The organism is Citrobacter sp. S39 (assembly GCF_009495675.1).
Classification (GTDB): domain Bacteria; phylum Pseudomonadota; class Gammaproteobacteria; order Enterobacterales; family Enterobacteriaceae; genus Citrobacter; species Citrobacter freundii.
Window position 1 is genome coordinate 378,501 of record NZ_CP045555.1, and the last position, 25,339, is coordinate 403,839.

Genomic DNA, 25,339 nt, shown 5'->3' on the forward strand with positions numbered 1-25,339 from the left:
AACAAAATACCAATTAACATGATAATTTTTATTCTGCATCGTTGTAAAGCAAACTTCATCAGTTCGGCCCCCATAAAAAGAGATAACCGGATGAACCAATAATAGCTTTATTTCCTGCCTGACACTCAATCGCTCCCCACTTCTCACTGGCCAAACGCAGCTCATGCTCATGACCGATTATGTTGTAAATATACCTGTAAGGCTGAAAGGAGTTATCAATTGGAGTATTTACTTCTCTTAATATAATGTTTCCAGCCGATTTTTCCAGGTAAACATATAAGCCATGCCACGAGATATTTTCCGCATAATGGATACTGGTATCATCATTACGGCACCATTGCACAACCAGAAGTTGATAGCTTTCACGTATGGGAGCCCAACAAGCCAAAACAACATAAATCATATAGAGAAAAGCGCAGAATGTAGCAACACTGAGAATTCTTCCCAGAAACAAAGAGCATCGATGCTCAGTCATGCCATTTCACCTCTGATTCAATGGTACCAAAAATATTGTACTCTCTGGCAAGGCATTCCTGATGAAATCTGCCCATGAAATCATCACTAACCGGAATAACACTACCTAAACGAACCTCAGAATTTGCGACAGTAACATTCCAGTTATACCTGTCAAAAAACTTAAACTGAAATGTCAAATCATAACTACATAATCTACTACCATTGCTCATCGTATTTTTATACTTATCTTCAGTAATTAATACCTGTCCTTTGCCCCAATATTGATATCCACCAATAGCATAAAAAAGATCTGGATCGCTGGAAATAAAATCATCTGTACTAACAGACTCAGAAGTAAAAAAATGCTGCCCTGGTGATAAATTTCGACAAAATACTTTCGCCTCATTCAACTCACTTACATAATTATCTCTTAACTGATTTGATTTGCTCATCAGGTCGAATAAATTAATATGTACATCTTCACCAGTGTTTTGCAGATAATGTAATAAATGGTCCCGAGCAACGGGATAACGATATTTTAAATAAAAGCTACCCTCGACCAATTGCTCTAAGTAACATTTATAGTGATATAATTGTTCAGAAAAGTGACCAGCACCACACCATTCACCACTCCCAGCATCTATAATATATTCAGGATCTTCTTTTCCCAATATATAATTTGACATAATCATTCCCTGTAAATAATTAACATACTCTGATGTTAACATTTACAATGTACCCTCTTCTGTTGAAGGGCATTAGCAATTCCATAATTCAGAATAAATTTAGAAGAATTGAACAGGCAAAACCAAAACCTGTTGCTGACCACCTCCATAGGAGATGGTTTTTATGCAGATCCAGAAATGCCGAATGGCTTCGTGAACGCCATCCGGCAGAGAAATAAAAAGATTACTGCCAGCCGTAGCGGCGGCTATAAAAACCTTTCACAAGCTGGGTTAATGTCATGTAACCCGCCAGAATCGCAATCAGCCACGGGAAGTAGCTCAGCGGCAGCGCCTGCAATTGCAGATAGCTGGCCAGCGGCGAGAACGGTAATGCAATGCCCACCACCATTACCACCAGCGTCATCAGCATCAGCGGCCATGCGGCGCGGCTTTGGATGAACGGCACGCGACGGGTACGGATCATATGCACAATCAGCGTTTGCGACAGCAGGCCCACCACGAACCAGCCAGACTGGAACAATGTCTGATGTTCAGGCGTATTGGCATGGAAGACGAACCACATCAGGCAGAAAGTCAGAATGTCAAAGATCGAGCTGATCGGTCCAAAGAAGATCATAAAGCGGCCCAACTCGGCGGGATTCCAGCGCTGCGGCTTTTTGATCTGCTCTTCATCAACGTTATCAAACGGAATCGCCACCTGGGATACATCGTACAGCAGGTTCTGAATCAGTAAGTGCAGCGGCAACATCGGCAGGAACGGCAAGAAGGCGCTCGCCACCAGCACGCTAAACACATTACCGAAGTTAGAACTGGCCGTCATTTTGATGTACTTCAGCATGTTAGAGAAGGTACGGCGTCCTTCGATTACCCCTTCTTCCAGCACCATCAGGCTCTTTTCCAGCAGGATGATATCAGCCGCTTCACGTGCAATATCAACCGCGCCGTCAACGGAGATACCAATGTCCGCCGCGCGCAGCGCCGGAGCGTCGTTAATGCCATCCCCCATAAAGCCGACCACATGACCTTCGCGCTTGAGCAGTGTGACAATACGCTCCTTGTGCATTGGAGTCAGGCGAGCAAACAGCGTGGTGCGCTGAGCAAGCGTTGCCAGCTCGTCGTCACTTAACCCCTCAATGCTACTACCGATAACCACATCGCCCGCATCCAGCCCCACTTCATGGCACACTTTTGCCGCCACCAGCTCGCTATCGCCCGTCAGAATTTTCACCGTAATACCGCTGGCTTTCAGCGCTTTAAGCGCCGGTGCGGTGGTCTCTTTCGGCGGATCGAGAAACGCGATATAGCCTTCGAGGATCAGATCGGATTCATCAATACGCTGGTAATCACCTTCACGCGCTGGCAGGTATTTCGTCGCCACCGCCACCACGCGCAGCCCCTGGCGGTTCAGCGTGTCCGTGACGCGTTTCACCCGACGCAGCATGTTGTCATCTAACGGGACTATCTCGCCGTTGTGACGCACCTGGGTACACACGCTGAGGATCTCCTGCAGCGCGCCTTTACAGACCAACTGGTGCACATCGGTTTCTTCTGCCACCACCACCGACATGCGGCGACGTTCGAAATCAAACGGGATCTCATCGATTTTTTGCCAGCGGGTAGAGAGCCGACGGGCGGATTCTTCGTCCACGCCTTCCAGCACTGCCGTATCCAGCAGATTCTTCAGCCCGGTCTGGTAGTGGCTGTTCAGCCACGCAGAATGCAGGACGTGTTCGCTGGGCTTTCCAGATATATCAGTATGATTCTCCAGCACTATTTTATCTTGTGTCAGAGTGCCGGTTTTATCGGTGCACAGAATATCCATCGCGCCAAAGTTCTGGATAGCGTCGAGGTGTTTAACGATAACCTTTTGTTTTGACAGCTTCACCGCCCCACGCGCCAGCGTCGAGGTGACGATCATCGGCAGCATTTCTGGAGTCAGTCCCACCGCCACAGACAGGGCAAACAGCGCCGCTTCCCACCAGTCACCTTTGGTGTAGCCATTGATGATAAGCACGATGGGTGCCATCACCAGCATAAAGCGGATCAGCAGCATGCTGACGCGGCTGATCCCTTTCTGGAAGGCATTCTGCTCGCTTTCCTGCTCGCTGACGCGGCCCGCCAGTTGCCCGAACCAGGTATTGGCCCCGGTCGCAATCACGATGGCCTGCGCCGTGCCGCTCACCACATTGGTGCCCATAAAGCACAGGGTATCGCATTCCAGCGGGTTGCTTTGCTGCGGGTCGCGGCTGGTTGCAACTTTCTCTACCGGCAGCGATTCACCGGTCAGCGAAGCCTGAGCCACAAACAGGTCACGAGCCTGTACCACGCGCAGATCGGCCGGGATCATATCCCCTGCCGCCAGTTTGATAATATCGCCAGGAACCAACTGATCGATTGGCAGTTCAATCCAACCGTTCTCCCCTTTCTCGTTGATAACGCGCAGCACCGTGGCGGTGTTGCTGACCATCGCTTTCAACGCATCCGCCGCTTTGGTGGAACGCGCCTCCTGCACAAAATTCAGCAGCGTCGAGATGGCGACCATCAGCGCGATGACGCCAGCAGCGAACAGATCCTCGGTGGCATAGGAAATCGCACCAAGGATAGTCAGCAGAATATTAAACGGGTTGCGGTAGCAGACCCACAGATGCACCCACCAGGGCGACGGCTTCTGCGCCGGCAACTGGTTTTCGCCATGGATTTCGCGAGCGTTCTCGACTTCTGCGGCGTTCAACCCTTCTGGGTGCGCGCCGAACGTTTTCCACAGCGCGGCTTCGTCCATCAGCGCCATTTTCAGGCAATGTTCGCTCAGCGAGGGTGGGATCGGCGTGCTGGCAACGGTTTGCGCATTGGGTAGCGGATCGCGATGCACCAGACGATGCGGTAGATGGCGGTTTAGCCGGGCAAATAGCTGGCGAGTAATATTTTTGAACATAGGCAGTCCCCCTGCACCAGTATAAACAGGCGCAGTAAATCCTTCAGGCGTGGCAAAGCCTTGCCTGATGGCAATCTCAAAATCGTAACAGGGACGTCAGAACGTCACTGTCTTACGCATCCGGTAAGACAGTGAAAGACAGGCTTACCGGAAAGGGTTGTTTCTCCGTCTCGGGAGAGGGGTGGGATCGGGATCCATATAGCCTCCGGTAAGTGAAAGATTTGCGCTGCGGATTATACGCAGAAAACCATAAGGTTTGTGGCAATTATGGCGGTATGATACAGCACGGAAACTAAACCAAATGTATACCAGACTTTGCCCATTGCACTGCGCTTGAGTAAAGTTATTCTCTATTTGGCATAACTTCACACGCAACATGGGAAAACAGGATGCAAAATCGGCTGACCATTAAAGACATCGCCCGCTTAAGCGGTGTGGGAAAATCAACCGTTTCCCGTGTGCTCAACAATGAAAGCGGCGTGAGTGAACGCACCCGCGAGCGCGTTGAAGCGGTGATGAATCAGCACGGTTTTTCCCCTTCTCGCTCCGCACGCGCCATGCGTGGGCAAAGCGACAAGGTAGTGGCGATTATCGTCACGCGTCTGGACTCACTTTCGGAAAATCTCGCCGTGCAGACCATGCTGCCCGCCTTTTATGAACAGGGTTACGATCCGATCATGATGGAAAGCCAGTTCTCACCCGAACTGGTTGAAGAACATCTCGGCATGCTCAGACGCCGTAATATTGACGGCGTGGTGCTGTTTGGTTTTACCGGCATTACTGAATCCATGCTCACCACCTGGCAGGATTCGCTGGTGCTGCTGGCACGCGATGCCAAAGGCTTTGCCTCGGTCTGCTATGACGATGAGGGTGCCATTCGCACCCTGATGCAGCGTTTATATGAACGCGAGCATCGCCATATTAGCTTTCTTGGCGTTCCTCATAGCGACGTGACCACCGGTAAGCGCCGCCATGAAGCTTATCTGGCATTCTGTAAGAAACACAAACTGCATCCGGTTGCCGCGCTGCCGGGTCTGGCCATGAAGCAGGGCTATGAGCAGGCCGCCAGTGTCATCACCCCGGAAACAACCGCACTAGTCTGCGCGACGGACACCCTCGCCCTTGGGGTCAGCAAATACCTGCAGGAGCAGCGAATTGAGAACCTGCAGTTGGCGAGCGTGGGCAGCACGCCGCTGATGAAATTCCTCCATCCGGAAATTATCACCGTCGACCCAGGATACGCCGAAGCCGGGCGACAAGCGGCCTCGCAGCTGATCGAGCAGATCAACGGCCGCAGCGAACCACGACAAATCGTTATTCCTTCCACCCTCTCCTGACCGCTTTCTGAGCGTTAATTTGTGATCTTCGCTGCGTTTCGGGAACGTTCCCATTTTTAAATATTCATCGACGATATACTCTGGCGCCAACAACGCGAGAGTTGCCGGATGGCGACCTAACGCGTCTTATCCGGCCTACGGGGAACACACGTCATCATGAGCAAAATAAAACAAGCAGACATCGACCGGCTGATTGAGCTGGTAGGCGGACGCGACAATATCGCCACGGTAAGTCACTGCATTACTCGCCTGCGTTTTGTGCTGAATCAGCCTGCGAACGCCAGGCCGAAAGAGATCGAACAGTTGCCGATGGTCAAAGGCTGCTTCACCAACGCCGGGCAATTTCAGGTGGTGATTGGCACCGAGGTAGGTGATTACTACAAAGCACTGCTGGCGACTACCGGACAAGCCAGCGCCGACAAAGAGCAGGCGAAAAAAGCGGCGCGGCAGAATATGAAATGGCATGAACAGCTGATTTCTCATTTTGCGGAGATCTTCTTCCCGCTGCTGCCCGCGCTGATTAGCGGCGGCTTGATCTTAGGTTTCCGTAACGTGATCGGCGATCTGCCGATGAGCAATGGCCAGACGCTGGCGCAGATGCATCCTTCACTGAAAACCCTTTACGACTTCCTGTGGCTGATTGGCGAGGCGATCTTCTTCTATTTGCCGGTCGGGATCTGCTGGTCGGCGGTGAAGAAAATGGGCGGTACGCCGATCCTCGGTATTGTGCTGGGCGTAACCCTGGTTTCACCGCAGTTAATGAACGCTTATTTGCTCGGTCAGCAGGTACCGGAAGTGTGGAACTTCGGCCTGTTCAGCATTGAGAAAGTGGGCTACCAGGCGCAGGTCATTCCGGCATTGCTGGCTGGTCTGGCGCTCGGGTTTATTGAAACACGCATGAAGCGCATCGTGCCGGATTATCTGTATCTGGTGATCGTCCCGGTGTGCTCGCTGATCATTGCGGTGTTCCTCGCGCACGCCTTCATCGGTCCGTTTGGTCGCATGATCGGCGACGGTGTCGCGTTTGCGGTCCGCCATCTGCTGACCGGCAGTTTTGCTCCGATTGGCGCGGCCCTGTTCGGCTTCCTGTACGCCCCGCTGGTGATCACCGGTGTGCATCAGACCACGCTGGCTATCGACATGCAGATGATTCAGAGCATGGGCGGCACGCCGGTATGGCCACTGATCGCACTGTCGAATATCGCTCAGGCTTCTGCGGTGGTCGGGATCATTATCTCCAGTCGCAAGCACAACGAACGTGAAATCTCCGTTCCTGCCGCGATCTCTGCTTATCTTGGAGTAACTGAACCAGCAATGTACGGGATCAACCTGAAATACCGCTTCCCGATGCTGTGCGCGATGATCGGCTCCGGTCTCGCCGGACTGCTGTGCGGCCTGAACGGTGTGCTGGCAAACGGGATTGGCGTCGGCGGTTTGCCGGGCATCCTCTCCATCCAGCCGACTTATTGGCAGGTATTTGGCATGGCGATGGTCATTGCGATTGTTATCCCAATGATACTGACCTCATTTGTTTACCAGCGTAAATACCGTCTGGGCACATTACAAATTATCTAACTTTTCTTCGGGGCGCAGTTGCGCCCCAGCGTATTTCCAGGAAACAACCATGAATATTCCCCACTGGTGGCAAAACGGCGTTATCTATCAGGTTTACCCCAAGAGTTTTCAGGACACTACCGGCAGCGGCACCGGCGATTTACGCGGCGTGACGCAGCGCCTCGACTATCTGCAAAAACTGGGAGTCGATGCCATCTGGCTGACGCCATTCTATATTTCGCCGCAGGTTGATAACGGTTACGACGTCGCAGATTACCTGTCTGTCGATCCGGCCTACGGTACGCTGGAAGATTTTGACGAGCTGGTGGCGCAGGCGAAAACGCGCGGCATCCGTATTATTCTCGATATGGTGTTTAACCACACCTCAACCCAGCATGCCTGGTTTCGTGAAGCGCTGGATAAAGACAGCCCGTATCGTCAGTTTTATCTCTGGCGTGACGGCACGCCAGACAGCCCGCCGAATAACTGGCGTTCCAAATTTGGCGGTAACGCCTGGGGCTGGCACGCCGAAAGCGAGCAGTACTATCTGCACCTCTTTGCTCCGGAGCAGGCCGATCTGAACTGGGAAAATCCGGCGGTACGCGCCGAGCTAAAAAAAGTCTGTGAGTTCTGGGCCGATCGCGGCGTGGACGGATTACGCCTCGACGTGGTGAATCTTATCTCTAAAGATCAGGACTTCCCGCACGATCCCGACGGCGATGGGCGGCGTTTTTATACCGACGGCCCGCGCGCGCATGCGTTTTTACGCGAGATGAACCGCGACGTCTTCACGCCACGCGGCCTGATGACGGTGGGCGAGATGTCTTCCACCACACTGGAAAATTGCCAGCAGTACGCCGCGCTCGATGGCAGCGAACTGTCGATGACCTTTAACTTTCACCACCTGAAAGTGGATTACCCCAACGGTGAGAAGTGGACGTTAGCCAAACCCGATTATGTCGCGCTGAAAACCCTGTTCCGTCACTGGCAGCAAGGCATGCACAATCAGGCCTGGAACGCGCTGTTCTGGTGTAACCACGATCAGCCGCGCATCGTGTCGCGTTTTGGCGATGAAGGTAAATACCGCATTCCGTCGGCCAAAATGCTGGCGATGGTGCTGCATGGCATGCAGGGCACGCCCTATATCTACCAGGGTGAAGAGATCGGCATGACCAACCCGCACTTCAGCCAGATTACCGATTATCGCGATGTGGAAAGCCATAACATGTTTGCCGAACTGAACGGTCAGGGGCGGGATGCCGACGAACTGCTGGCGATCCTCGCCAGTAAATCCCGCGATAACAGCCGCACGCCGATGCAGTGGGATGCCAGCCAACACGCGGGCTTTACCGAGGGCGAGCCATGGATCAATCTGTGTGACAACGCGGCGGAGATCAACGTGGTTGCAGCACTGAACGATACCGACTCGGTGTTCTACACCTATCAGAAACTGATCGCATTGCGCAAAGCGGAGCCAGTTATTACCTGGGGCGACTATCAGGATCTGTTACCGGACAGCCCACATCTGTGGTGTTACCAACGCGAGTGGCAAGGGCAGCGGCTGCTGGTCATTGCTAATCTGAGCGATACCTTCCAGAACTGGCAACCAGCCCAAGCCGATGGAAACTGGCAGGTGCTGATGCACAACTATGCCGAGGTCGCCAGCCAACCTGGGGACATGACACTACGTCCTTTTGAGGCCGTCTGGTGGGTACAAAAATAGCTTGCAATTATGTTCAAGCCCGGTACGCATAGCGCTACCGGGCGTTGCTACATACGCTTAGCTTACCCTACTGTTTTTGTTGAATAATTAATCAGAATTTTCTGCCCATAATTTACAATCGCTGTACTGCCCGTCATCTGTACGCTCCGATTTTTACTTTGCGCTACATCAAATAAACCGTAAACATCCTTGATGCAAATCACTACATATAGAACTTAAAATGCACGCCGACCCAATATGTTGTATTAATCGACTACAATTGCTACAACTACAGTGCACCGCTTTACGGTGAAATTGTGGATAAAGTGGGTCAGGATTGCGGGAAGTCATTGGCAATAGAGATGAATAAAGCCATGGCCGCTTCCCCAACCTCTGTGGATAACCTGTTCTTATAAATATGGAGTGATCATGACACCGCATGTGATGAAACGAGATGGCTGTAAAGTGCCGTTTAAATCAGAGCGCATCAAAGAAGCCATTCTGCGTGCAGCTAAAGCAGCGGGAGTCGATGACGCAGATTACTGTGCCACCGTCGCAGAAGTCGTTAGTAGCCAGATGAATGAGCGCAGCCAGGTCGATATCAACGAGATCCAGACAGCGGTAGAAAACCAGCTGATGTCTGGTCCGTACAAACAACTCGCCCGTGCGTACATCGAATATCGCCACGACCGTGATATACAGCGTGAAAAGCGTGGCCGTCTGAACCAGGAAATTCGTGGTCTGGTTGAGCAAACCAACTCTGCTCTGCTGAACGAAAACGCCAACAAAGACAGCAAAGTGATCCCGACCCAGCGTGACCTGCTGGCCGGTATCGTCGCCAAACACTATGCGCGTCAGCACCTGCTGCCGCGTGATGTCGTCCAGGCGCACGAGCGTGGTGATATTCACTATCACGATCTCGACTACTCTCCGTTCTTCCCAATGTTTAACTGCATGCTGATCGACCTGAAAGGCATGCTGACGCAGGGCTTTAAGATGGGTAACGCGGAGATTGAGCCGCCAAAATCCATCTCCACCGCGACGGCCGTCACCGCGCAAATTATCGCGCAGGTTGCCAGCCATATTTATGGCGGTACCACCATTAACCGTATTGACGAAGTTCTCGCACCATTCGTGACCGAGAGCTTTAACAAGCATCGCAAAACCGCTGAAGAGTGGCAGATCCCGGATGCCGACGGCTATGCGCATTCCCGTACCGAGAAAGAGTGCTACGACGCATTCCAGTCCCTCGAGTATGAAGTGAATACCCTGCATACCGCTAACGGTCAGACGCCGTTCGTCACCTTCGGTTTTGGCCTGGGAACCAGTTGGGAATCACGTTTGATCCAGCAGTCCATTCTGCGTAATCGCATTGCGGGCCTCGGTAAAAATCGTAAAACCGCCGTGTTCCCGAAACTGGTGTTCGCCATTCGCGACGGCCTGAACCACAAGTTTGGCGATCCGAACTACGACATCAAACAACTGGCGCTGGAGTGCGCAAGCAAGCGTATGTATCCGGACATCCTGAACTACGATCAGGTAGTGAAAGTGACCGGTTCGTTCAAAACGCCGATGGGCTGTCGCAGCTTCCTCGGCGTGTGGGAAAACGAGAACGGCGAACAGATTCACGACGGGCGTAACAACCTCGGCGTTATCAGCCTCAACCTGCCGCGTATCGCGCTGGAAGCCCACGGCGATGAAGCCACCTTCTGGAAACTGCTCGACGATCGACTGGTGCTGGCACGTAAAGCGCTGATGACCCGCATTGCGCGTCTGGAAGGCGTGAAAGCCCGCGTGGCGCCAATCCTGTATATGGAAGGTGCCTGCGGCGTGCGTCTGAAAGCGGACGATGACGTGTCAGAAATCTTTAAAAATGGCCGCGCGTCTATCTCGCTGGGTTACATCGGCATTCACGAAACCATTAACGCACTGTTTGGTGACAAACATCTGTACGACAGCGAGCAGCTTCGCGCCAAAGCTATCGCCATTGTCGAACGCCTGCGTCAGGCAGTCGATCAGTGGAAAGACGAGACCGGCTACGGCTTCAGCCTGTACAGTACGCCGAGCGAAAACCTGTGCGATCGTTTCTGCCGTCTGGATACCGCCGAGTTTGGTGTGGTGCCAGGCGTGACCGATAAAGGTTACTACACCAACAGCTTCCACCTCGACGTGGAGAAAAAGGTTAACCCGTACGACAAGATCGATTTCGAAGCGCCATACCCGCCGCTGGCGAACGGAGGCTTCATTTGCTACGGCGAATACCCGAATATTCAGCACAACCTGAAAGCACTGGAAGACGTCTGGGATTACAGCTATCAGCACGTGCCGTATTACGGGACCAACACGCCAATTGATGAATGCTACGAGTGCGGCTTTACCGGTGAGTTCGAGTGCACCAGCAAAGGCTTTACCTGCCCGAAATGTGGTAACCACGACGCCGCGCGCGTGTCGGTCACCCGCCGCGTCTGCGGTTATTTAGGCAGCCCGGACGCCCGTCCGTTTAACGCCGGTAAGCAGGAAGAAGTGAAGCGCCGCGTTAAGCATTTGGGTAATGGGCAGATAGGTTAATTTCGACAGTATTATTGCCCGGCAATGCGATGCTTTTCGGGCCATTTTTTCCGCAACGCAATTCACGTCATAGCAAGGCAGCAAATGAGTGGGTCCCGGGGAGCTTACATAAGTAAGTGACTCGGGCGCACGAATGCAGCTAACGCAGCTATGGCGCGAATTGATAAGCGGATGAGAAGCGAAAATGAACTTTCACCAATATTATCCCGTCGACATCGTTAACGGCCCCGGCACCCGCTGCACGCTGTTTGTGTCCGGGTGCGTGCATGAATGTCCCGGTTGCTATAACAAAAGCACCTGGCGGCTCAATTCCGGCGAGCCATTTACCAAAGAGATGGAAGACAAGATCATTGCCGAACTGAACGATACGCGAATCAAGCGTCAGGGGATCTCGCTCTCCGGTGGCGATCCGCTACATCCGCAAAACGTGCCGGAAATCCTGCAACTAGTGCAGCGCGTTCGCGCTGAGTGCCCCGGCAAAGATATCTGGGTGTGGACCGGCTACAAGCTCGATGAACTCAACGCCGCGCAAATGCAGGTGGTCGATCTCATCAACGTACTGGTCGATGGCAAATACGTGCAGGATCTTAAAGACCCGGCGCTAATCTGGCGCGGCAGCAGCAACCAGGTTGTGCATCATTTGCGTTGATCTCCAGGCGGTTAATATTCTGTTTTCTGCCTCTCAAAAACGACTGACACACTCCATGGCGACCGTTTTGAACTCGGTGAAATTCCGGCATGCGCAGAGCCGCGTCATAGCGCGTTCACGCAGGAAGGTGACGAAAATATCGTAGATCGCCATCGCTTCTTCGTACTCGCTTTTACTAATGGCGAGCAAGAAGATCACGTGCGCGGTTTCATCGCCCCAGGCAATACCCTGCGGGGCGAGGATAGTGTAGACCACCGTTTTCTTGGCCAGCAGACCGAGGGCGTGCGGCAGGGCAATGCGGTCACCCAGCATGGTGCTGACGATGGCCTCACGCTCAACCACTGAATCAAGGAACTCCGAGTCGACAAAACCTTCATCCTGCAACTGACGGCATAAGGTTTTGAACAACGTTTGTTGATCCATTGGCTCGTCAATTACACGAAAATGGGCGGCATCGAAGAATTTGTTCAACATCCACGGGCGGGTTCTATCCACCAGCACCAGTTTGCCAATTTGCTCGAGTTGATAATCGGTCGGAAACGGCGCAATCATCGCTACGGGCTTATCTTTTTCACCGATCCGCGCGGTAGAGATAACAAAATCTTCGCTAATGCTTTCCCGCTGTTCGTAGTCACGCAGCGTGACGGTATCGACGATCTCTATCTGCGGATACTTACGCGCCAGCACCGCTTCAATCATCCGCGCCATCGCATTTCCGGCATCGCATACCAGCAGAACCTTCGGCTGTCTCTGGTAACCGATGTTGTAACTACGCTCCAGCCCGACGCCAATATGCAGCACGAGGAAGCCGATCTCATTTTCACTGATGGTGTACGGCGTATATTTTCCCCATCCCGAGACGGCGGCCAGCGTCATGTCCCACGCCATGGGGTAGTGCTGTTTAATATTTTCCAGCAGCGGATTGGGGATCATTATCTGGTAACGCACCCGGGTGATCATCGTCTTAATATGCGTCAGCAGGTCAGCATGTAACTGTTTGTCATTCAACAGGTTGTAGTTGTACTGGGTGTTGATAAAACGCAGGATGTAATTGACCAATGCTTCGTCATCATCCGCATTGATAGCACTGGGCGCGATCTCTTGTACCTGGCGAGCAGCAATATGCACCTGTAGCCAGTTTTCTTCAGAAACGGAAAGCGGTTTGTCTGCCAGGCGGTGCAATACCGCCGCGATTTCCCGCGTGGCCAGGCACACCGATTGATCGGCCTCTTCTGCGGCAAAATCCGGGAGTGGATACCCTTCGCTAATCCGCCGTACCGCCACCGCGCAGTACAAGCGTAAAAACAGCTCGCCCTCATCGGTCAGACGAATATGAAAACGAGTGAAAATATCCTGCAAAACGGGCTGTAGCTGCTCAGGGATCCCGGCATTAAGCGCCTCCTGCATCACTAATGGGTGCTGCGGATCCTGCTGTGCCAGCGTCCACAGCAGATCGGTCAAACAGGCGCGAATCGCCATTTCACTGCCGAACAGTTTCATGCCGTGGCGGGGACGCGTTTCCAGCGTCAGATGATAACGTTGCAGATGCTCGCGCACCTCAGCCATATCGTTTTGCAGCGTCGCGCGGCTGATAAACCATTCATCAGCCAAATCTTCCAGCTTTAGCGAGAAAGCCGACGTCAGAAAACGCACCACCAGCCAGTGTATCCGTTCCTGGCTGGTTCGAGGGATGCGTAGCAACGCGTTGGGCTGCTGCGTTTGCAGGGTGTTATAACTAGCCGGATCGTCAATTTTGAGCTGATAACCGTTACCCCGGCTGAGGACAAACTGTGCGCCGTACTGGGTGAGCAGCGCGTTTAGCGCAGTGATATCCGCCCGTACGGTGCGTGTGGAAACCGACAACCGCTGCGCCAGCTCGTCCTGTGGAAGCGCTTCGTTTTGCAACATGTCAAACAGCTGTGCTAAACGTTGGTTGGGGAATCGCACGTCAGTTTCCTCATCAGTCAGTTAGCCTACGCAGGCCCGGGTCATCGCCATCAGCTGGCGTACGTCATCCGGACGAGTGTTACCACTCACCTTATCAATAATCGAACTATAGATGTGAGGAATGATTTTACTCACTCCGGCATCGAGGGCAATCTGCAGGATTTCAGTGAAATTATCCAGGTCGATACCGCCGGTTGGCTCCAGCCAGAAGTCATGACGGGCGCATGCCTGCGCTACGGCAATGTACTCTTCACGGCATTTCAGGCCGCCCATCGGGAAGTATTTAATCGAGCTACCGCCCATATCTTTGAGCAACGCAATCGCGGTTTCTACCGGCACAATACCGTCCGGCGTCTGGCTGCTCAGCGGACCGGTGGAGATTTTCACCCTGCCCGGCATGCCGGTTGGCGAGACCAGACCGTTGACTACTGTATCCTGCTGGCCCAGCAGCGCGCGACTGGTGGCCACACCGGTAAAGACCTGATTAACATGCTGCGGCTGTACCTGACGGGAAATTTCACTGACCATCGCCGACTGGTTTGGGTCGCCTGCCCCCAATCCCACGGAGAGCGCATTGTCGATAAGCGCTGCGTATTCACGCATATCCGCTACTGCGCTTGCGACATCCGGGTAATTTTTTGACAACACACCAACCAGCACGTGTCCTTCCGCCGCCGCGTAAATATCCCGCGCATTTTCTTTGGAGCCTGCCAGCACGTTCAGGCAGACGCGGTCGCGATAAAAGTTAGGGGTCAGTTTCATACTTCTTTCTCCTGCGAAATCACTTCACCAATTCGACGGGCCACAATCTCCAGCTGCGCACGATCGACGCTGCGCACATCGGCTTCGATAATGCCTTCGTTAGCTTTGTAACCACGGAAGTAAATCGCGTACTCGCCTTGTTTCAGGGCTTCAACCAGTTCGCCCGTGGCGATCCCGGTTACCGCTTCATCAAACTTAATTTCCGTGCGTGCGATGTCGCGCCCTGCGCTATCCCACACCACGCGCGCGCTCACGCCGTTAAGCTGGTTCAACGCATTAATGAACGGCGTCATTTTCTCGACCATCTCCGCGCCACTCTCTTTCTGCGCGTTCAGATACAGTTCGATGGCGCAGGTTAGGCCAAGAATTCCCTCTTTCCCCACCTTCATCGCCCGGCCAATTCCCGCCGTCTGGCGTTTCACCCACTCAACGTACTGGGTTTTACCTATCACCAGACCGCTGGTTGGTCCTTCAATCGCCTTCGCGCCGCTATAAATAACCAGATCTGCGCCAACCCGGTAGTAGCATTGCAAATCTTCTTCCGCCGCCGCGTCCACGATCAGCGGCAGGTTATGCGTACGCGCCACCACCGCAGCCTGCTCCACGCTGAGCATACTTTTCTGGACGCAGTGGTGAGATTTGATATACAGAATGGCCGCCGTACGCGGTGTAATGGCCGCAGCCAGCTGCGCCGCGGAACATTCGTTGGCATAACCGGCTTCCACTAACTTACCGCCGCCAAGCGCCACCATGGTACCCACCGGAGCGCCAAAGTTGACGTTGTGGCCTCTGGGCAGCACGATTTCGTTGTTCTCGATGGGCGTGACGTGCAGGTTCTCCAGCAGCCAGTCGCTGTCTTTAACCAATACGCCAGCCACCGACAGGGCGATCCCCGCCGAGGCGCAAGAGACAACGGTTGCCCCTTCCACTTCCAGCAATTTCGCGATGTAGTCGCCGGTTTTATTGACAAGATCTTTCATCTCGAAATAGTGGTTCATCCCCGCCATCGCCGCTTCAACCACTTCTGGTCGCGGCGTGGAAACGCCAAGCGCCGTCATGCGGCCGGAGGTATTAATCACCTGTTTTAAATCGTATTTCTCAAAAATCGAAGGCATGTTCCGCGCTCCCTTGTTCGGTCATATAGCCCTTGCCCGCACGTATTGCGGCAAGCGGCACCAGCAGTTGTTCAGCCTGCAGGCTGTCGTTTTCTGCATCTACCAGCACGGTTGGCTGGCGCTTAAGCGTAAAGAGGGTTAAATCAGCATCCAGACCGACCTGCAGTCGCCCCTTCTGTTTCAGGCGCAGGCCGTCGGCAGCATTGGCGGTAACGCACTCAATGACCTGCGGAAGCGACATCCCAATGGCGAGAAATTTCGACATCACATTCGCCAGAGAATGCACCGGGCCGCTGATACGGTTGCGACAGTAAATATCGGAACTGATGGTGTGTGGCAAAATCCCCAGTTCAATAGCGCGTTTTGCCACCGCAAAGCTCAGGCTGGCGGTGCCATGCCCAACGTCCAGACGCACGCCGCGTGAAATCGCCCGCGTCACTGACGCCCGCAGCTCGCCTTGCGGCGTCAGAATGCGGTTCGGCTTACCGTTGTAGCAGTGGGTAATGATGTCACCCGCGCTCAGGCGCTCGGCGATCTCATCCAGGTCCGGCGGGTTGTTGCCGATGTGCACCATCAGCGGCAGGTCGCCGCTCTCTTTTTGCATCGCTTTGGCGCGATCCAGCGGCGTGATGCCATTTTCACCGACTACGCTGCTACTCATGCGTGCCTTCAGACCGACGATAAAATCAGGGTGGCGTTTCACCGCCTCTCGCACCGCATCAGCGTCAATATTGGCCATGTTGGCCAGCTCGTTCTGGGCGATAAGCCCAACGCGGGAGATATTCAGCAACGCATACACCTCGGTGGCAGCTTCCCGGGTCAGGGTGTAAAAATCGTCGATGTCATCCGCCCCGGTACTGCCCGCATCCACCACGGTAGTGACGCCGGTCGCAATACCGACGCTATCCGGCTGGTCGTGGTAAATCGGGGATTTCGGGTAGCAATGAACGTGGGAGTCAATCCAGCCTGCGCTGACGTAGCACTCGCCGCCCAGCTCAATGGTTTTCAGCGCCGGGCCATCAACGTCGCCCAACGCCGCGATCTTGCCGTCTTTGAGCGCAATATCACTCACCGTATCGTCAACGAGGCGCGCACGGCGCAGGAGTAAATCAAACATCGCTCTCTCCTATGCCGGATGGCGGCGTAACCGCCTTATCCGGCCTGCAAATCAACAGTTAGCTAATGGCAATCGGGAAGATGGACCCGAGGATCATTGCCCCAAGGATCGCCCCGCCGGTAATCGGTTTTTGCCACAGATAAAACAGCAGCGCACCCGCCAGAGAACCGATTCCGATAGGAATAGAAGCCGTCATCGCGCTGAGGATAATCAACGGTCCGAGGAAGCGGCCGGAGGCGTTACCGGCCCCCATCATGACGTCCGCACCGTAGGTTGAGTCGCTCTGGTTGATGGTGAACTTACGCGCCAGAATGATGATGTAGCCAATCGCCAGACCAATCACCAGACCGGTGACCAGCGAGGCGGCAAAGTTGGCGACCGGGAAGATAATGCCCGCGCCCAGTAGCAGCGCCGGAACGCCTAACCCAACCCCGGTCTGAATCGCCCCGCCGATATCCAGAATCCCCACCAGCGAACCTTCAATGATGCGGGCAAACAGGAAACTTGCGCCAAATGCCGCCACCGCCCCATAGGAGCCGGTATCCATTCCAGCTTTCAGCATCGCCACAAAAGCCACTTCGTTAAATGCGCCAATACCGTACAGGTAGTACATGTGCGTTCCGGCAAATACGCCGGATGAGAGCAGGCCCACGAAGATCGGGAACGACCAGTCAGCGAACCAAAAACCTTTATTCTGTTCCATGATGACCTCCGTTATTTGCCGCTGAGCGAGTTGTGGATAAGTTCGAGCCAGTTAGGCACGGTCAGATGGAAGGATTCGATCATCTTCATATCGAAACCGCGGAAGAAGCCGCTCAGAACAAACAGCGCGACGATAGCTACCATCATCACTTTCGTGACGTGGTTCCAGCCGCTTTCTTCAACACCTTTGCCGATCAGAATGCCGAGCACCAGCCCCGGAACGGCGTTGCCCATGATCAGCTGCGCCGCGCCGCCAAAAACGGTGGCCCAGAAGCCGGATTTCTTACCGGCGTCGATCGCCGCCAGCCAGAAGATCACCGGCATCACGGTGTTAACCAGCAGGTTAGCCGCGGGCACCAGCACCTTGACGGCGGTAACCTGCAGCGCTTCCGGTACGGATGACGCAGTGAGGTTCAGGAAGGTCACCACGATCATCCCGATAACGCCGCAGGCAATTGCCATGCGCTTAGGATCGTGCAGTGTTTCACCGACGTTGCGATTTTTAATCATCAGCGCGGCGGCGCCCCAGTTGGGGATGATGCGATGGTCGACGTCCTGAGTGAACGCCCCCGCCGCAACGGAGGAAGCCCAGGCGTTAAAGAAGAAGCCCAGGCCGAACGAGAAGTGAGAAGCCGGATCCCCTTCGCAGGAATTCAGTTCTCCAAGAGTACGAAACGCGCCCATCCCTTGAGTGGTAGGCGCATGAAACATGCGTGCAGCCCCAGCGCCGACACCAACGCCAACCAACGCGCCGATGATGAGCGATTTTATTAATATTATCAGGAACATAATTATGCCTTTTAATAGAAAATCAGCGTTGCGTAACGAAATCCACCTTGTCGAGATTGATGGCAGTCACGTTGACGGTCACGTCCAGCTCCACGCTGAAAGTGCGTCTTTCCCGGCGCAAAAAGAGGAATAAAAACGCCTCTTTACGCACCGATTCACGCGCTTGAACAACCTGCACATCCTGTGGCTCAATACGCAGTAAGATATGCGGCGACGCTTTCATCACCGCAGCCTGAACGTGGTTCAGGGCATCGGCAAAGGCGCGAGCTTTGGTCTCGCCCTTACCCGTGACTCTCACCGTGGTGGTGAATTGCTCTTTCATGCTTAATCGCCGTGTTTCTTTTGCCAGGCCTGCACCAGGCGCTCGCCGAGCTCTTCTTTGTCCATAAAGCCGAATCCCAGTACGTTGCACCCTTCGTTGATGGCGGTTACCCCTTCATCGACCGAACGCATGCCGTATTTCGCCTTGTAGCCGTATTTGGTCTGCGCAGTAATCGCACCCGCACCACCGCTGCCGCAAAACGAGATACCAAAGGTGGCGTTTTCCGCCTTCATCACGTCACCCAGCTTCATATCTGCTGCAACGCCCGGCACCACAACGGCACGGCCACCCGCTTTCTCTACGCCTGCCGCCACTTTCTGGCCTTTACCCAGACGATCGCCAATCACTACGGTAATCTGTTCCATCTTTTTCTCCTTAAAGGTTGTCTTTCGCGACTTCAAAGTGCACCGACAGCAGCCAGGCCTCTTCCTCAGGAAGATTGCCAAACTCGGCGACCACGTCGCGGGCAAGCGCCATTGACTCGGCAGATATTTCATCAAACAAGCTGGCATCGACTTCTGGTAAGGGTTCACCCGTTACCGAGCGGTGCGCCATGGCGCGAACATGCGACGTCAGCATCTGTTCCTGTACGGCGTTGGGAATAATGTTGCGTTCACGCAGCAAGGCATACACCTGCGCCAGCATGCGGTCGGCCAGTTCCACCGATTCCCCCATGTCATTCATTACAGCTCCGTTATTCACTCGTCTTACCCCGTTAATGTCTCTGAGGGTAAATTAGCGACGGAGGTTATAAGTTTGTAGCGAGTTGTTTTCCACTTCGAAGTGGAAAGGTGTGCAGCGATAGTGATCTGTGCCGCAAAAAGGGCTGGAACCACGATTTATCACCGGAAGAATGTGATTGAGATCGCAAGAGTGGGCCGCAAAATGGAAGGAAGTGCGAACAATGAATGGACGATAAAAATGAAAAAATGTGATGGGGATAGCGTTTACTTATGGGGCGTGCAGTAGCGGGGGATTTTATCCGGCCTACGGGTATGCAGGCCGGATAGCGCAGATTAGCGGAACTTCTTGTGGTTTTCGTTGCGCGTGGTTTTCAGCTCTTCCGCAACGGCTTTCGCCTCTTTAACTTTACCTTCGTTCGCCAGCTTCAGCGCGCCGTCAATCTGGCCGATCAGCGTGTCAAAGCCGTGGCGGAAATCTTTCATCTCCGGGCTGTCCGGGGATTTGTTTTCCAGCTTCGGCGGCGTACCTTTTTGCGCGTCCAGCGCGGCTGCACGCATTTTGGTTAACGCGTCTTTCAGTTCAGTCGCATTATCCGTTTTTTCGACAATTTTCAGGTTGTCGTTGAGGATCCCCATGTCATCTTCGAGATCGGCTGCAAACGCAGAAGAACCAAGAACCAGCGTTGAAGCCGCGACGATCGCTAACAGGTGTTTACGCATTGCTCACTTCCTTTTTTATTATTAAAAATTAACGCCTTAACGAGTATTACTGCCCGGCGATTTTCATCTCCGGTAACAATACCGAACCACATTGGATATTACTGCGCGTTTCAATATCGTTCCCCACGGTCACAATATTGCGCCACATCTCTTTTAAGTTACCGGCGATGGTAATTTCACTCACCGGATACTGAATTTCACCATTTTCGACCCAGAAGCCCGCCGCGCCGCGCGAGTAATCGCCGGTAATGCCGCTTACGCCCTGTCCCATCAGCTCGGTAACCACAAGACCTGTGCCCATCTCTTTGAGCAACTGCTCGAAGCTTAGACCTTGTCCCGGAATTCGCCAGTTGTGGATCCCGCCCGCATGCCCAGTGCTCTTCAGGCCCAGCTTACGTGCGGAATAGTTAGTCAACAGCCATTGAGTCAGCACGCCGTCTTTAATGATGTCACGGCGTTCAGTCCGTACCCCTTCACTGTCGAACGGCGACGACGCCAGTCCCTTCAGCAGGTGCGGATGTTCTTCAATAGTCAGCCATTCCGGCAGAATTTGTTTGCCCAGCGAATCCAGCAGGAAGGTGGATTTGCGGTACACCGAACCGCCGGCGATCGCGCCGACCAGGTGTCCGAACAGTCCGGTCGCAACTTCGTTGGCGAAAATCACCGGCGCTTTCATGGTGGACAGCTTACGCGGAGACAGGCGTGATAAGGTACGGCGAGCACAGTCAGCCCCCACCCACTCCGGCGTTTGCAGATCGCCCATCGCCCGGCCAATGGTGTAGGCGTAATCACGCTCCATATCACCATTTTCTTCCGCGATCACGCAGCTGGAAAGGGAATGACGCGTGGAGCAGTAGCCCTGCAGCATGCCGTGGCTGTTACCAAACACTTTGATGCCATAGTGGCTGTTAAAGCTGCCGCCTTCGGTATTGGTGATACGCTTATCAGCCTGCAGCGCCGCCTGTTCAGCACGAGCGGCCAGTTCGATGGCTTCATCAGGGGAAACTTCCGCCGGGTGGAACAGGTCCAGATCGGGCGCATCAAAGGCCAGCAGTTCTTTATCTGCCACGCCTGCGCACGGATCCGGCGAAGTGTAACGTGCAATGTCCAGCGCAGCCTGCACGGTGCGTGCAATCGCCTGCGGGCTTAAATCGGTGGACGATGCGCTGCCCTTACGGTTCTGGTGATAAACCGTAATCCCCAGTGCACCATCGCTATTGAATTCGACGTTCTCCACTTCACCATAACGGGTGCTGACGCTAATACCCGTGGTCTTGCTCACAGCGACTTCCGCGCCATCCGACTTACCTGACGCTAATTCCAGTGCCGTCGAGACTGCTTCTTCCAGAATCTTACGCTGCGCTTCAACTTGTGAGATTACTTTCATCGCAAATGCCATAATGTAGAGAGAGTTTCTCTGAAGTCTAACAGAGAACCGTTTTTCAGTGCGCATCTTAACTGGTAACATTAGCCTCTTTTTTTAAGGAGCCTGAAATGACAAAGCAGCCCGAAGACTGGCTCGACGACGTTCCCGGTGATGACATCGAAGACGAAGACGATGAAATTATCTGGGTCAGTAAAAGTGAAATTAAACGCGATGCCGAGGAATTAAAACGCCTGGGTGCGGAACTGGTTGATCTGGGGAAAAACGCGCTGGATAAGATCCCGCTTGATGCGGATTTACGTGCCGCCATTGAGCTGGCCCAGCGTATTAAGATGGAAGGACGCCGCCGCCAGCTGCAGTTGATTGGCAAAATGTTGCGCCAGCGCGATGTTGATCCTATTCGTCAGGCGCTGGACAAGCTGAAAAATCGTCACAACCAGCAGGTCGTTGTCTTCCATAAGCTGGAGCAACTGCGTGACCGAATGGTTGACGGTAGCGATGAAGCCATCGAAGAAGTGATGAATCTGTGGCCTGACGCCGACCGCCAGCAACTGCGTTCGCTGGTGCGTAACGCCAGGAAAGAAAAAGCGGGCAACAAGCCGCCAAAATCTTCCCGCCAGATCTTCCAGTATCTGCGTGAACTGGCGGAAAACGAGGCGTAATTCCGCAAAGGATGCCCCATCCCTTGGGGCACCACCTTTACAACGCCATCACATGATGGCGCAAATCCTCATTAAAGCGCTGGTAGCATTCTGCATCTATTGCGTGCGGATAGCTCAGCACAATCAGTTCATGGTCAGCAATCCCCTGATGATACGCCGGATGCGTATGCGGCCATTCATTCGCACAAAACCCCATCGACTCATAAAAGCGTAAACGTTTATTAGCGATATCCGTTGTTAACGGATCAATCTCCAGAATCGTCATCGGAGAACGGGTGAGAATAGTGTGTAACACCTTTTTGCCATAGCCTTGCGAACGTAGCGCGCCATCAATCGCCAGATGCTCGATATACATATATTCGCCGAAATCCCAGCAACCGCTGAGCCCCACAAATGTCGTACCGTCAAACCACGCTTCCAGCGCATAGTGCGGGTTACTTAACGCCAACTGTTTCGCTGGCATTTCCCGCTGCTCATGCCAGGGAAACGACTGAGCGTAAAGCGCATCCAACGGGAGAAAAAGTGCCGAGGTGGTAGACGCTATTTTTTCGCGAGTGAGCATAGTTAATACCGTTGTAGACAATCACGACCCTGCCAGAAAAACGTTATGCCTGTACCGCCTGGCGTTATTTTACTCTTCCGCTTCTGCCTGAGCTTTCTTCGCCAGGCCATCCAGCAGTTTTTGATGAATACCACCAAATCCGCCGTTGCTCATCACCAGAATGTGATCGCCTGGCTGCGCGGTTTTCACCACCATATCTGCCAGGGCATCCACATCGCCACTCCAGTGTGCCGGCTGAACGCAGGCTTCAGCGACTTCGGCTACCTGCCACGGAATATGCGGAGGTTGCAGCAGGAACACTTCGTCCGCACGGCCTAGCGACGGCGCCAGATCGTCTTTGCACAGGCCCATTTTCATGGTGTTCGAGCGAGGTTCCAGCACTGCGATGATGCGCGCCGTACCGCCCACTTTACCGCGCAACGCCGCAAGCGTTGCCAGAATGGCCGTCGGGTGATGGGCAAAATCGTCATACACCGTCACACCATTGGCTTCACCGCGCAGCTCAAGACGACGACGGGCGTTAATGAATGAACCGAGCGCATTAGCTGCATCTGCAGGCACGACACCCACATGGCGCGCAGCCGCAATCGCCATCAGACCGTTATGCATATTGTGCTCGCCCACCAGGCCCCACTTCACTTCGCCGACTTTTTCACCGTCCAGCCATACTTCCCACTCAGAAGCATCGGTGGTCAGTTTTTTCGCCTGCCAGTGACCTTGTTCGCCCACCAGCTCTTGTTCGCTCCAGCAGCCCATCGCCATCGTTTGTTTCAGATTGATGTCGTTTTCCGGGTAGATGATGCGTCCCTGGCCCGGCACGATACGCACCAGATGGTGGAACTGTTTCTGGATCGCTTTCAAATCGTCAAAGATGTCCGCGTGATCAAACTCAAGGTTGTTGAGGATCAGCGTACGCGGGCAGTAATGCACGAATTTAGAACGCTTGTCGAAGAACGCGCAGTCGTACTCATCCGCTTCAATCACGAAGAAGTCGCTTTCGCCCAGACGCGCAGAAACCTCGAAGTTACCCGGTACGCCGCCGATCACAAAGCCAGGCTTATAGCCGCAGGCTTCGAGGATCCAGGTCGCCATTCCGGCGGTGGTGGTTTTGCCGTGCGTACCCGCAACCGCCAGTACCCAGCGGTCGCGCAATACAAAGTCATGTAGCCACTGCGGGCCAGACATGTACGGAATGTTCTTCTCGAGAACCGCTTCCACGCACGGATTACCACGGGTCATGGCATTGCCGATGATCACTAAGTCCGGCTGCGGGTCGAGCTGGCTGGCATCGTAACCCTGAATCAGATCAATGCCTTGCCTCTCAAGTAAGGTACTCATCGGCGGATACACATTGGCGTCCGAACCGGTTACTTCATGACCGAGCGAGCGCGCCAGCATCGCCAGACCGCCCATGAAAGTGCCACAAATTCCCAAAATATGAATGCGCATACGTCACTATCCTTTTTTAATCTGGGGGCCATTTTACGCACATGTCCGGCAAGTGAGAAACGCATTTCAGGATATTCCGCAGTTTGCTGGCGCGATTCACCTAAGCGCAACAATGGAAATATTTGTTAATATTGTTGCGGTCGCTTTACTCCACATAAATTGCAGGGAAAGTGTTATGAAAACGTTAGGTGAATTTATTGTCGAAAAGCAGCACGAGTTTTCTCATGCTACCGGTGAACTCACTGCTTTGTTGTCGGCAATAAAGCTGGGCGCCAAGATCATCCACCGCGATATCAACAAGGCCGGTCTGGTCGATATCCTGGGTGCCAGCGGTGCTGAGAACGTGCAGGGAGAGGTTCAGCAAAAACTCGATCTGTTCGCGAACGAAAAACTGAAAGCTGCACTGAAGGCGCGCGACATTGTGGCGGGCATTGCCTCGGAAGAAGAAGATGAAATCGTCGTCTTTGAAGGCTGTGAACACGCTAAATACGTTGTGCTAATGGATCCGCTGGATGGCTCATCCAACATCGATGTTAACGTCTCTGTCGGTACGATTTTCTCTATCTACCGCCGCGTAACCCCAGTCGGCACACCGGTCACGGAAGAGGATTTCCTGCAACCGGGCAACAAGCAGGTTGCTGCAGGTTACGTGGTTTATGGTTCTTCCACCATGCTGGTGTACACCACCGGCTGTGGCGTGCACGCCTTCACCTACGATCCTTCTCTGGGCGTATTCTGCCTCAGCCAGGAACGTATGCGCTTCCCGGCGAAAGGCAGCACGTACTCCATTAACGAAGGTAACTACATCAAATTCCCGAACGGCGTGAAGAAGTACATTAAATTCTGCCAGGAAGAAGATAAGTCAACCCAGCGCCCGTACACCTCGCGCTACATTGGCTCTCTGGTTGCCGACTTCCATCGCAATCTGCTGAAAGGCGGGATCTACCTGTACCCAAGCACTGCCAGCCACCCGGAAGGGAAACTGCGTCTGCTGTATGAATGCAACCCAATGGCCCTGCTGGCCGAGCAAGCGGGCGGCAAGGCGAGCGACGGTAAAAATCGTATTCTGGATATCATCCCGGAAAGCCTGCACCAGCGCCGCTCCTTCTTCGTGGGTAACGACCATATGGTTGAAGATGTAGAACGCTTTATCCGCGAGTTCCCGGACGCGTAAGCGCAACATCCGGCCTACAGCACGTTGCAGGCCGGATAAGCGAAGTGCCATCCGGCACAATACGGTG

At 53.8% G+C, this 25,339-nt stretch carries 24 protein-coding genes; 7 read left to right on the forward strand and 17 right to left on the reverse strand.

Annotation, left to right across the window (positions count from 1 at the left end):
* Positions 1 to 58 precede the first annotated feature (58 nt).
* From GFB57_RS01730 to mgtL, 4 genes are all read right to left on the reverse strand, one after another.
* Complete coding sequence (locus GFB57_RS01730; RefSeq protein ID WP_003025795.1) at positions 59 to 475, reverse strand: hypothetical protein; 417 nt, start codon at positions 473 to 475, stop codon at positions 59 to 61.
* A complete protein-coding gene (locus GFB57_RS01735; RefSeq protein WP_226999266.1) occupies positions 468 to 1,142 on the reverse strand; it encodes a hypothetical protein in 675 nt (224 codons plus the stop codon). The genes GFB57_RS01730 and GFB57_RS01735 overlap by 8 nt, the downstream gene beginning before the upstream one ends.
* A 223-nt stretch (positions 1,143 to 1,365) precedes the next feature.
* On the reverse strand, positions 1,366 to 4,074 hold the full coding sequence (gene mgtA / locus GFB57_RS01740) for a magnesium-translocating P-type ATPase (RefSeq protein WP_003025791.1): 2,709 nt from the start codon (positions 4,072 to 4,074) through the stop codon (positions 1,366 to 1,368).
* Positions 4,075 to 4,218: 144 nt separating this feature from the next.
* Positions 4,219 to 4,452 (reverse strand): mgtA regulatory leader peptide MgtL, encoded by a 234-nt coding sequence (mgtL, locus tag GFB57_RS25850; RefSeq protein WP_099975506.1) that lies wholly within the window; start codon positions 4,450 to 4,452, stop codon positions 4,219 to 4,221.
* An 11-nt stretch (positions 4,453 to 4,463) separates the two neighbouring features.
* Here mgtL and treR point away from each other — a divergent pair, with 11 nt between their 5' ends.
* The 5 genes from treR (at position 4,464) to nrdG (ending at position 11,884) form a co-directional block, all read left to right on the forward strand.
* Positions 4,464 to 5,411 (forward strand): trehalose operon repressor TreR, encoded by a 948-nt coding sequence (gene treR, locus GFB57_RS01745; protein WP_003025788.1) that lies wholly within the window; start codon positions 4,464 to 4,466, stop codon positions 5,409 to 5,411.
* Between the two features lie 156 nt (positions 5,412 to 5,567).
* A complete protein-coding gene (gene treB / locus GFB57_RS01750; RefSeq protein ID WP_003025786.1) occupies positions 5,568 to 6,986 on the forward strand; it encodes a PTS trehalose transporter subunit IIBC in 1,419 nt (472 codons plus the stop codon).
* Positions 6,987 to 7,035: 49 nt separating this feature from the next.
* Positions 7,036 to 8,688 (forward strand): alpha,alpha-phosphotrehalase, encoded by a 1,653-nt coding sequence (treC, locus tag GFB57_RS01755; protein WP_003025784.1) that lies wholly within the window; start codon positions 7,036 to 7,038, stop codon positions 8,686 to 8,688.
* Positions 8,689 to 9,096: 408 nt separating this feature from the next.
* Entirely contained in the window at positions 9,097 to 11,235 is a 2,139-nt protein-coding gene (gene nrdD, locus GFB57_RS01760) for an anaerobic ribonucleoside-triphosphate reductase (protein WP_003025782.1), read from the forward strand.
* Positions 11,236 to 11,419: 184 nt separating this feature from the next.
* Positions 11,420 to 11,884 (forward strand): anaerobic ribonucleoside-triphosphate reductase-activating protein, encoded by a 465-nt coding sequence (gene nrdG / locus GFB57_RS01765; RefSeq protein ID WP_003025779.1) that lies wholly within the window; start codon positions 11,420 to 11,422, stop codon positions 11,882 to 11,884.
* Between the two features lie 33 nt (positions 11,885 to 11,917).
* On the opposite strand, the gene GFB57_RS01770 is transcribed toward nrdG, so the two are convergent.
* The 11 genes from GFB57_RS01770 to pmbA all read right to left on the reverse strand — a co-directional run bounded on the left by GFB57_RS01770 (position 11,918) and on the right by pmbA (position 21,440).
* Entirely contained in the window at positions 11,918 to 13,831 is a 1,914-nt protein-coding gene (locus tag GFB57_RS01770; protein ID WP_003025776.1) for a PRD domain-containing protein, read from the reverse strand.
* Positions 13,832 to 13,852: 21 nt separating this feature from the next.
* On the reverse strand, positions 13,853 to 14,593 hold the full coding sequence (locus GFB57_RS01775) for a KDGP aldolase family protein (protein ID WP_003025772.1): 741 nt from the start codon (positions 14,591 to 14,593) through the stop codon (positions 13,853 to 13,855).
* Positions 14,590 to 15,708: a DgaE family pyridoxal phosphate-dependent ammonia lyase gene (locus GFB57_RS01780; RefSeq protein WP_003025770.1), complete on the reverse strand. Its 1,119-nt coding sequence runs from the start codon at positions 15,706 to 15,708 to the stop codon at positions 14,590 to 14,592. Before GFB57_RS01780 ends, GFB57_RS01775 begins: the two co-directional genes overlap by 4 nt.
* On the reverse strand, positions 15,692 to 16,825 hold the full coding sequence (locus GFB57_RS01785) for an amidohydrolase/deacetylase family metallohydrolase (protein ID WP_003025769.1): 1,134 nt from the start codon (positions 16,823 to 16,825) through the stop codon (positions 15,692 to 15,694). The genes GFB57_RS01780 and GFB57_RS01785 overlap by 17 nt, the downstream gene beginning before the upstream one ends.
* Before the next feature lie 58 nt (positions 16,826 to 16,883).
* Positions 16,884 to 17,528: a DUF4310 family protein gene (locus GFB57_RS01790; protein WP_003830379.1), complete on the reverse strand. Its 645-nt coding sequence runs from the start codon at positions 17,526 to 17,528 to the stop codon at positions 16,884 to 16,886.
* Between the two features lie 11 nt (positions 17,529 to 17,539).
* Positions 17,540 to 18,316 carry a DUF4311 domain-containing protein gene (locus tag GFB57_RS01795; protein ID WP_003025764.1) on the reverse strand — a complete coding sequence of 259 codons (777 nt, stop codon included), beginning with the start codon at positions 18,314 to 18,316 and terminating at the stop codon, positions 17,540 to 17,542.
* Between the two features lie 22 nt (positions 18,317 to 18,338).
* Complete coding sequence (locus GFB57_RS01800) at positions 18,339 to 18,638, reverse strand: DUF4312 family protein (RefSeq protein ID WP_003025762.1); 300 nt, start codon at positions 18,636 to 18,638, stop codon at positions 18,339 to 18,341.
* Between the two features lie 2 nt (positions 18,639 to 18,640).
* Positions 18,641 to 19,003 (reverse strand): SFCGS family glycine-rich protein, encoded by a 363-nt coding sequence (locus tag GFB57_RS01805; RefSeq protein ID WP_003025760.1) that lies wholly within the window; start codon positions 19,001 to 19,003, stop codon positions 18,641 to 18,643.
* Positions 19,004 to 19,013: 10 nt separating this feature from the next.
* On the reverse strand, positions 19,014 to 19,322 hold the full coding sequence (locus GFB57_RS01810) for a glycine dehydrogenase (protein WP_003025758.1): 309 nt from the start codon (positions 19,320 to 19,322) through the stop codon (positions 19,014 to 19,016).
* 332 nt (positions 19,323 to 19,654) lie between these two features.
* On the reverse strand, positions 19,655 to 20,041 hold the full coding sequence (cybC, locus tag GFB57_RS01815; protein ID WP_003025756.1) for a cytochrome b562: 387 nt from the start codon (positions 20,039 to 20,041) through the stop codon (positions 19,655 to 19,657).
* A gap of 46 nt (positions 20,042 to 20,087) precedes the next feature.
* The gene (gene pmbA, locus GFB57_RS01820) at positions 20,088 to 21,440 is read right to left on the reverse strand and encodes a metalloprotease PmbA (RefSeq protein WP_003830385.1); all 1,353 of its coding nucleotides are present in this window, start codon (positions 21,438 to 21,440) and stop codon (positions 20,088 to 20,090) included.
* 95 nt (positions 21,441 to 21,535) lie between these two features.
* Between pmbA and yjgA the strand changes: the two genes are divergently transcribed.
* Positions 21,536 to 22,087: a ribosome biogenesis factor YjgA gene (gene yjgA / locus GFB57_RS01825; RefSeq protein WP_003025750.1), complete on the forward strand. Its 552-nt coding sequence runs from the start codon at positions 21,536 to 21,538 to the stop codon at positions 22,085 to 22,087.
* Between the two features lie 37 nt (positions 22,088 to 22,124).
* On the opposite strand, the gene GFB57_RS01830 is transcribed toward yjgA, so the two are convergent.
* Complete coding sequence (locus GFB57_RS01830) at positions 22,125 to 22,649, reverse strand: GNAT family N-acetyltransferase (RefSeq protein ID WP_032932826.1); 525 nt, start codon at positions 22,647 to 22,649, stop codon at positions 22,125 to 22,127.
* A 69-nt stretch (positions 22,650 to 22,718) separates the two neighbouring features.
* Entirely contained in the window at positions 22,719 to 24,098 is a 1,380-nt protein-coding gene (gene mpl / locus GFB57_RS01835) for a UDP-N-acetylmuramate:L-alanyl-gamma-D-glutamyl-meso-diaminopimelate ligase (protein WP_003025745.1), read from the reverse strand.
* Between the two features lie 175 nt (positions 24,099 to 24,273).
* Between mpl and fbp the strand changes: the two genes are divergently transcribed.
* Positions 24,274 to 25,272 (forward strand): class 1 fructose-bisphosphatase, encoded by a 999-nt coding sequence (fbp, locus tag GFB57_RS01840; protein WP_003025742.1) that lies wholly within the window; start codon positions 24,274 to 24,276, stop codon positions 25,270 to 25,272.
* Positions 25,273 to 25,339: the final 67 nt, after the last annotated feature.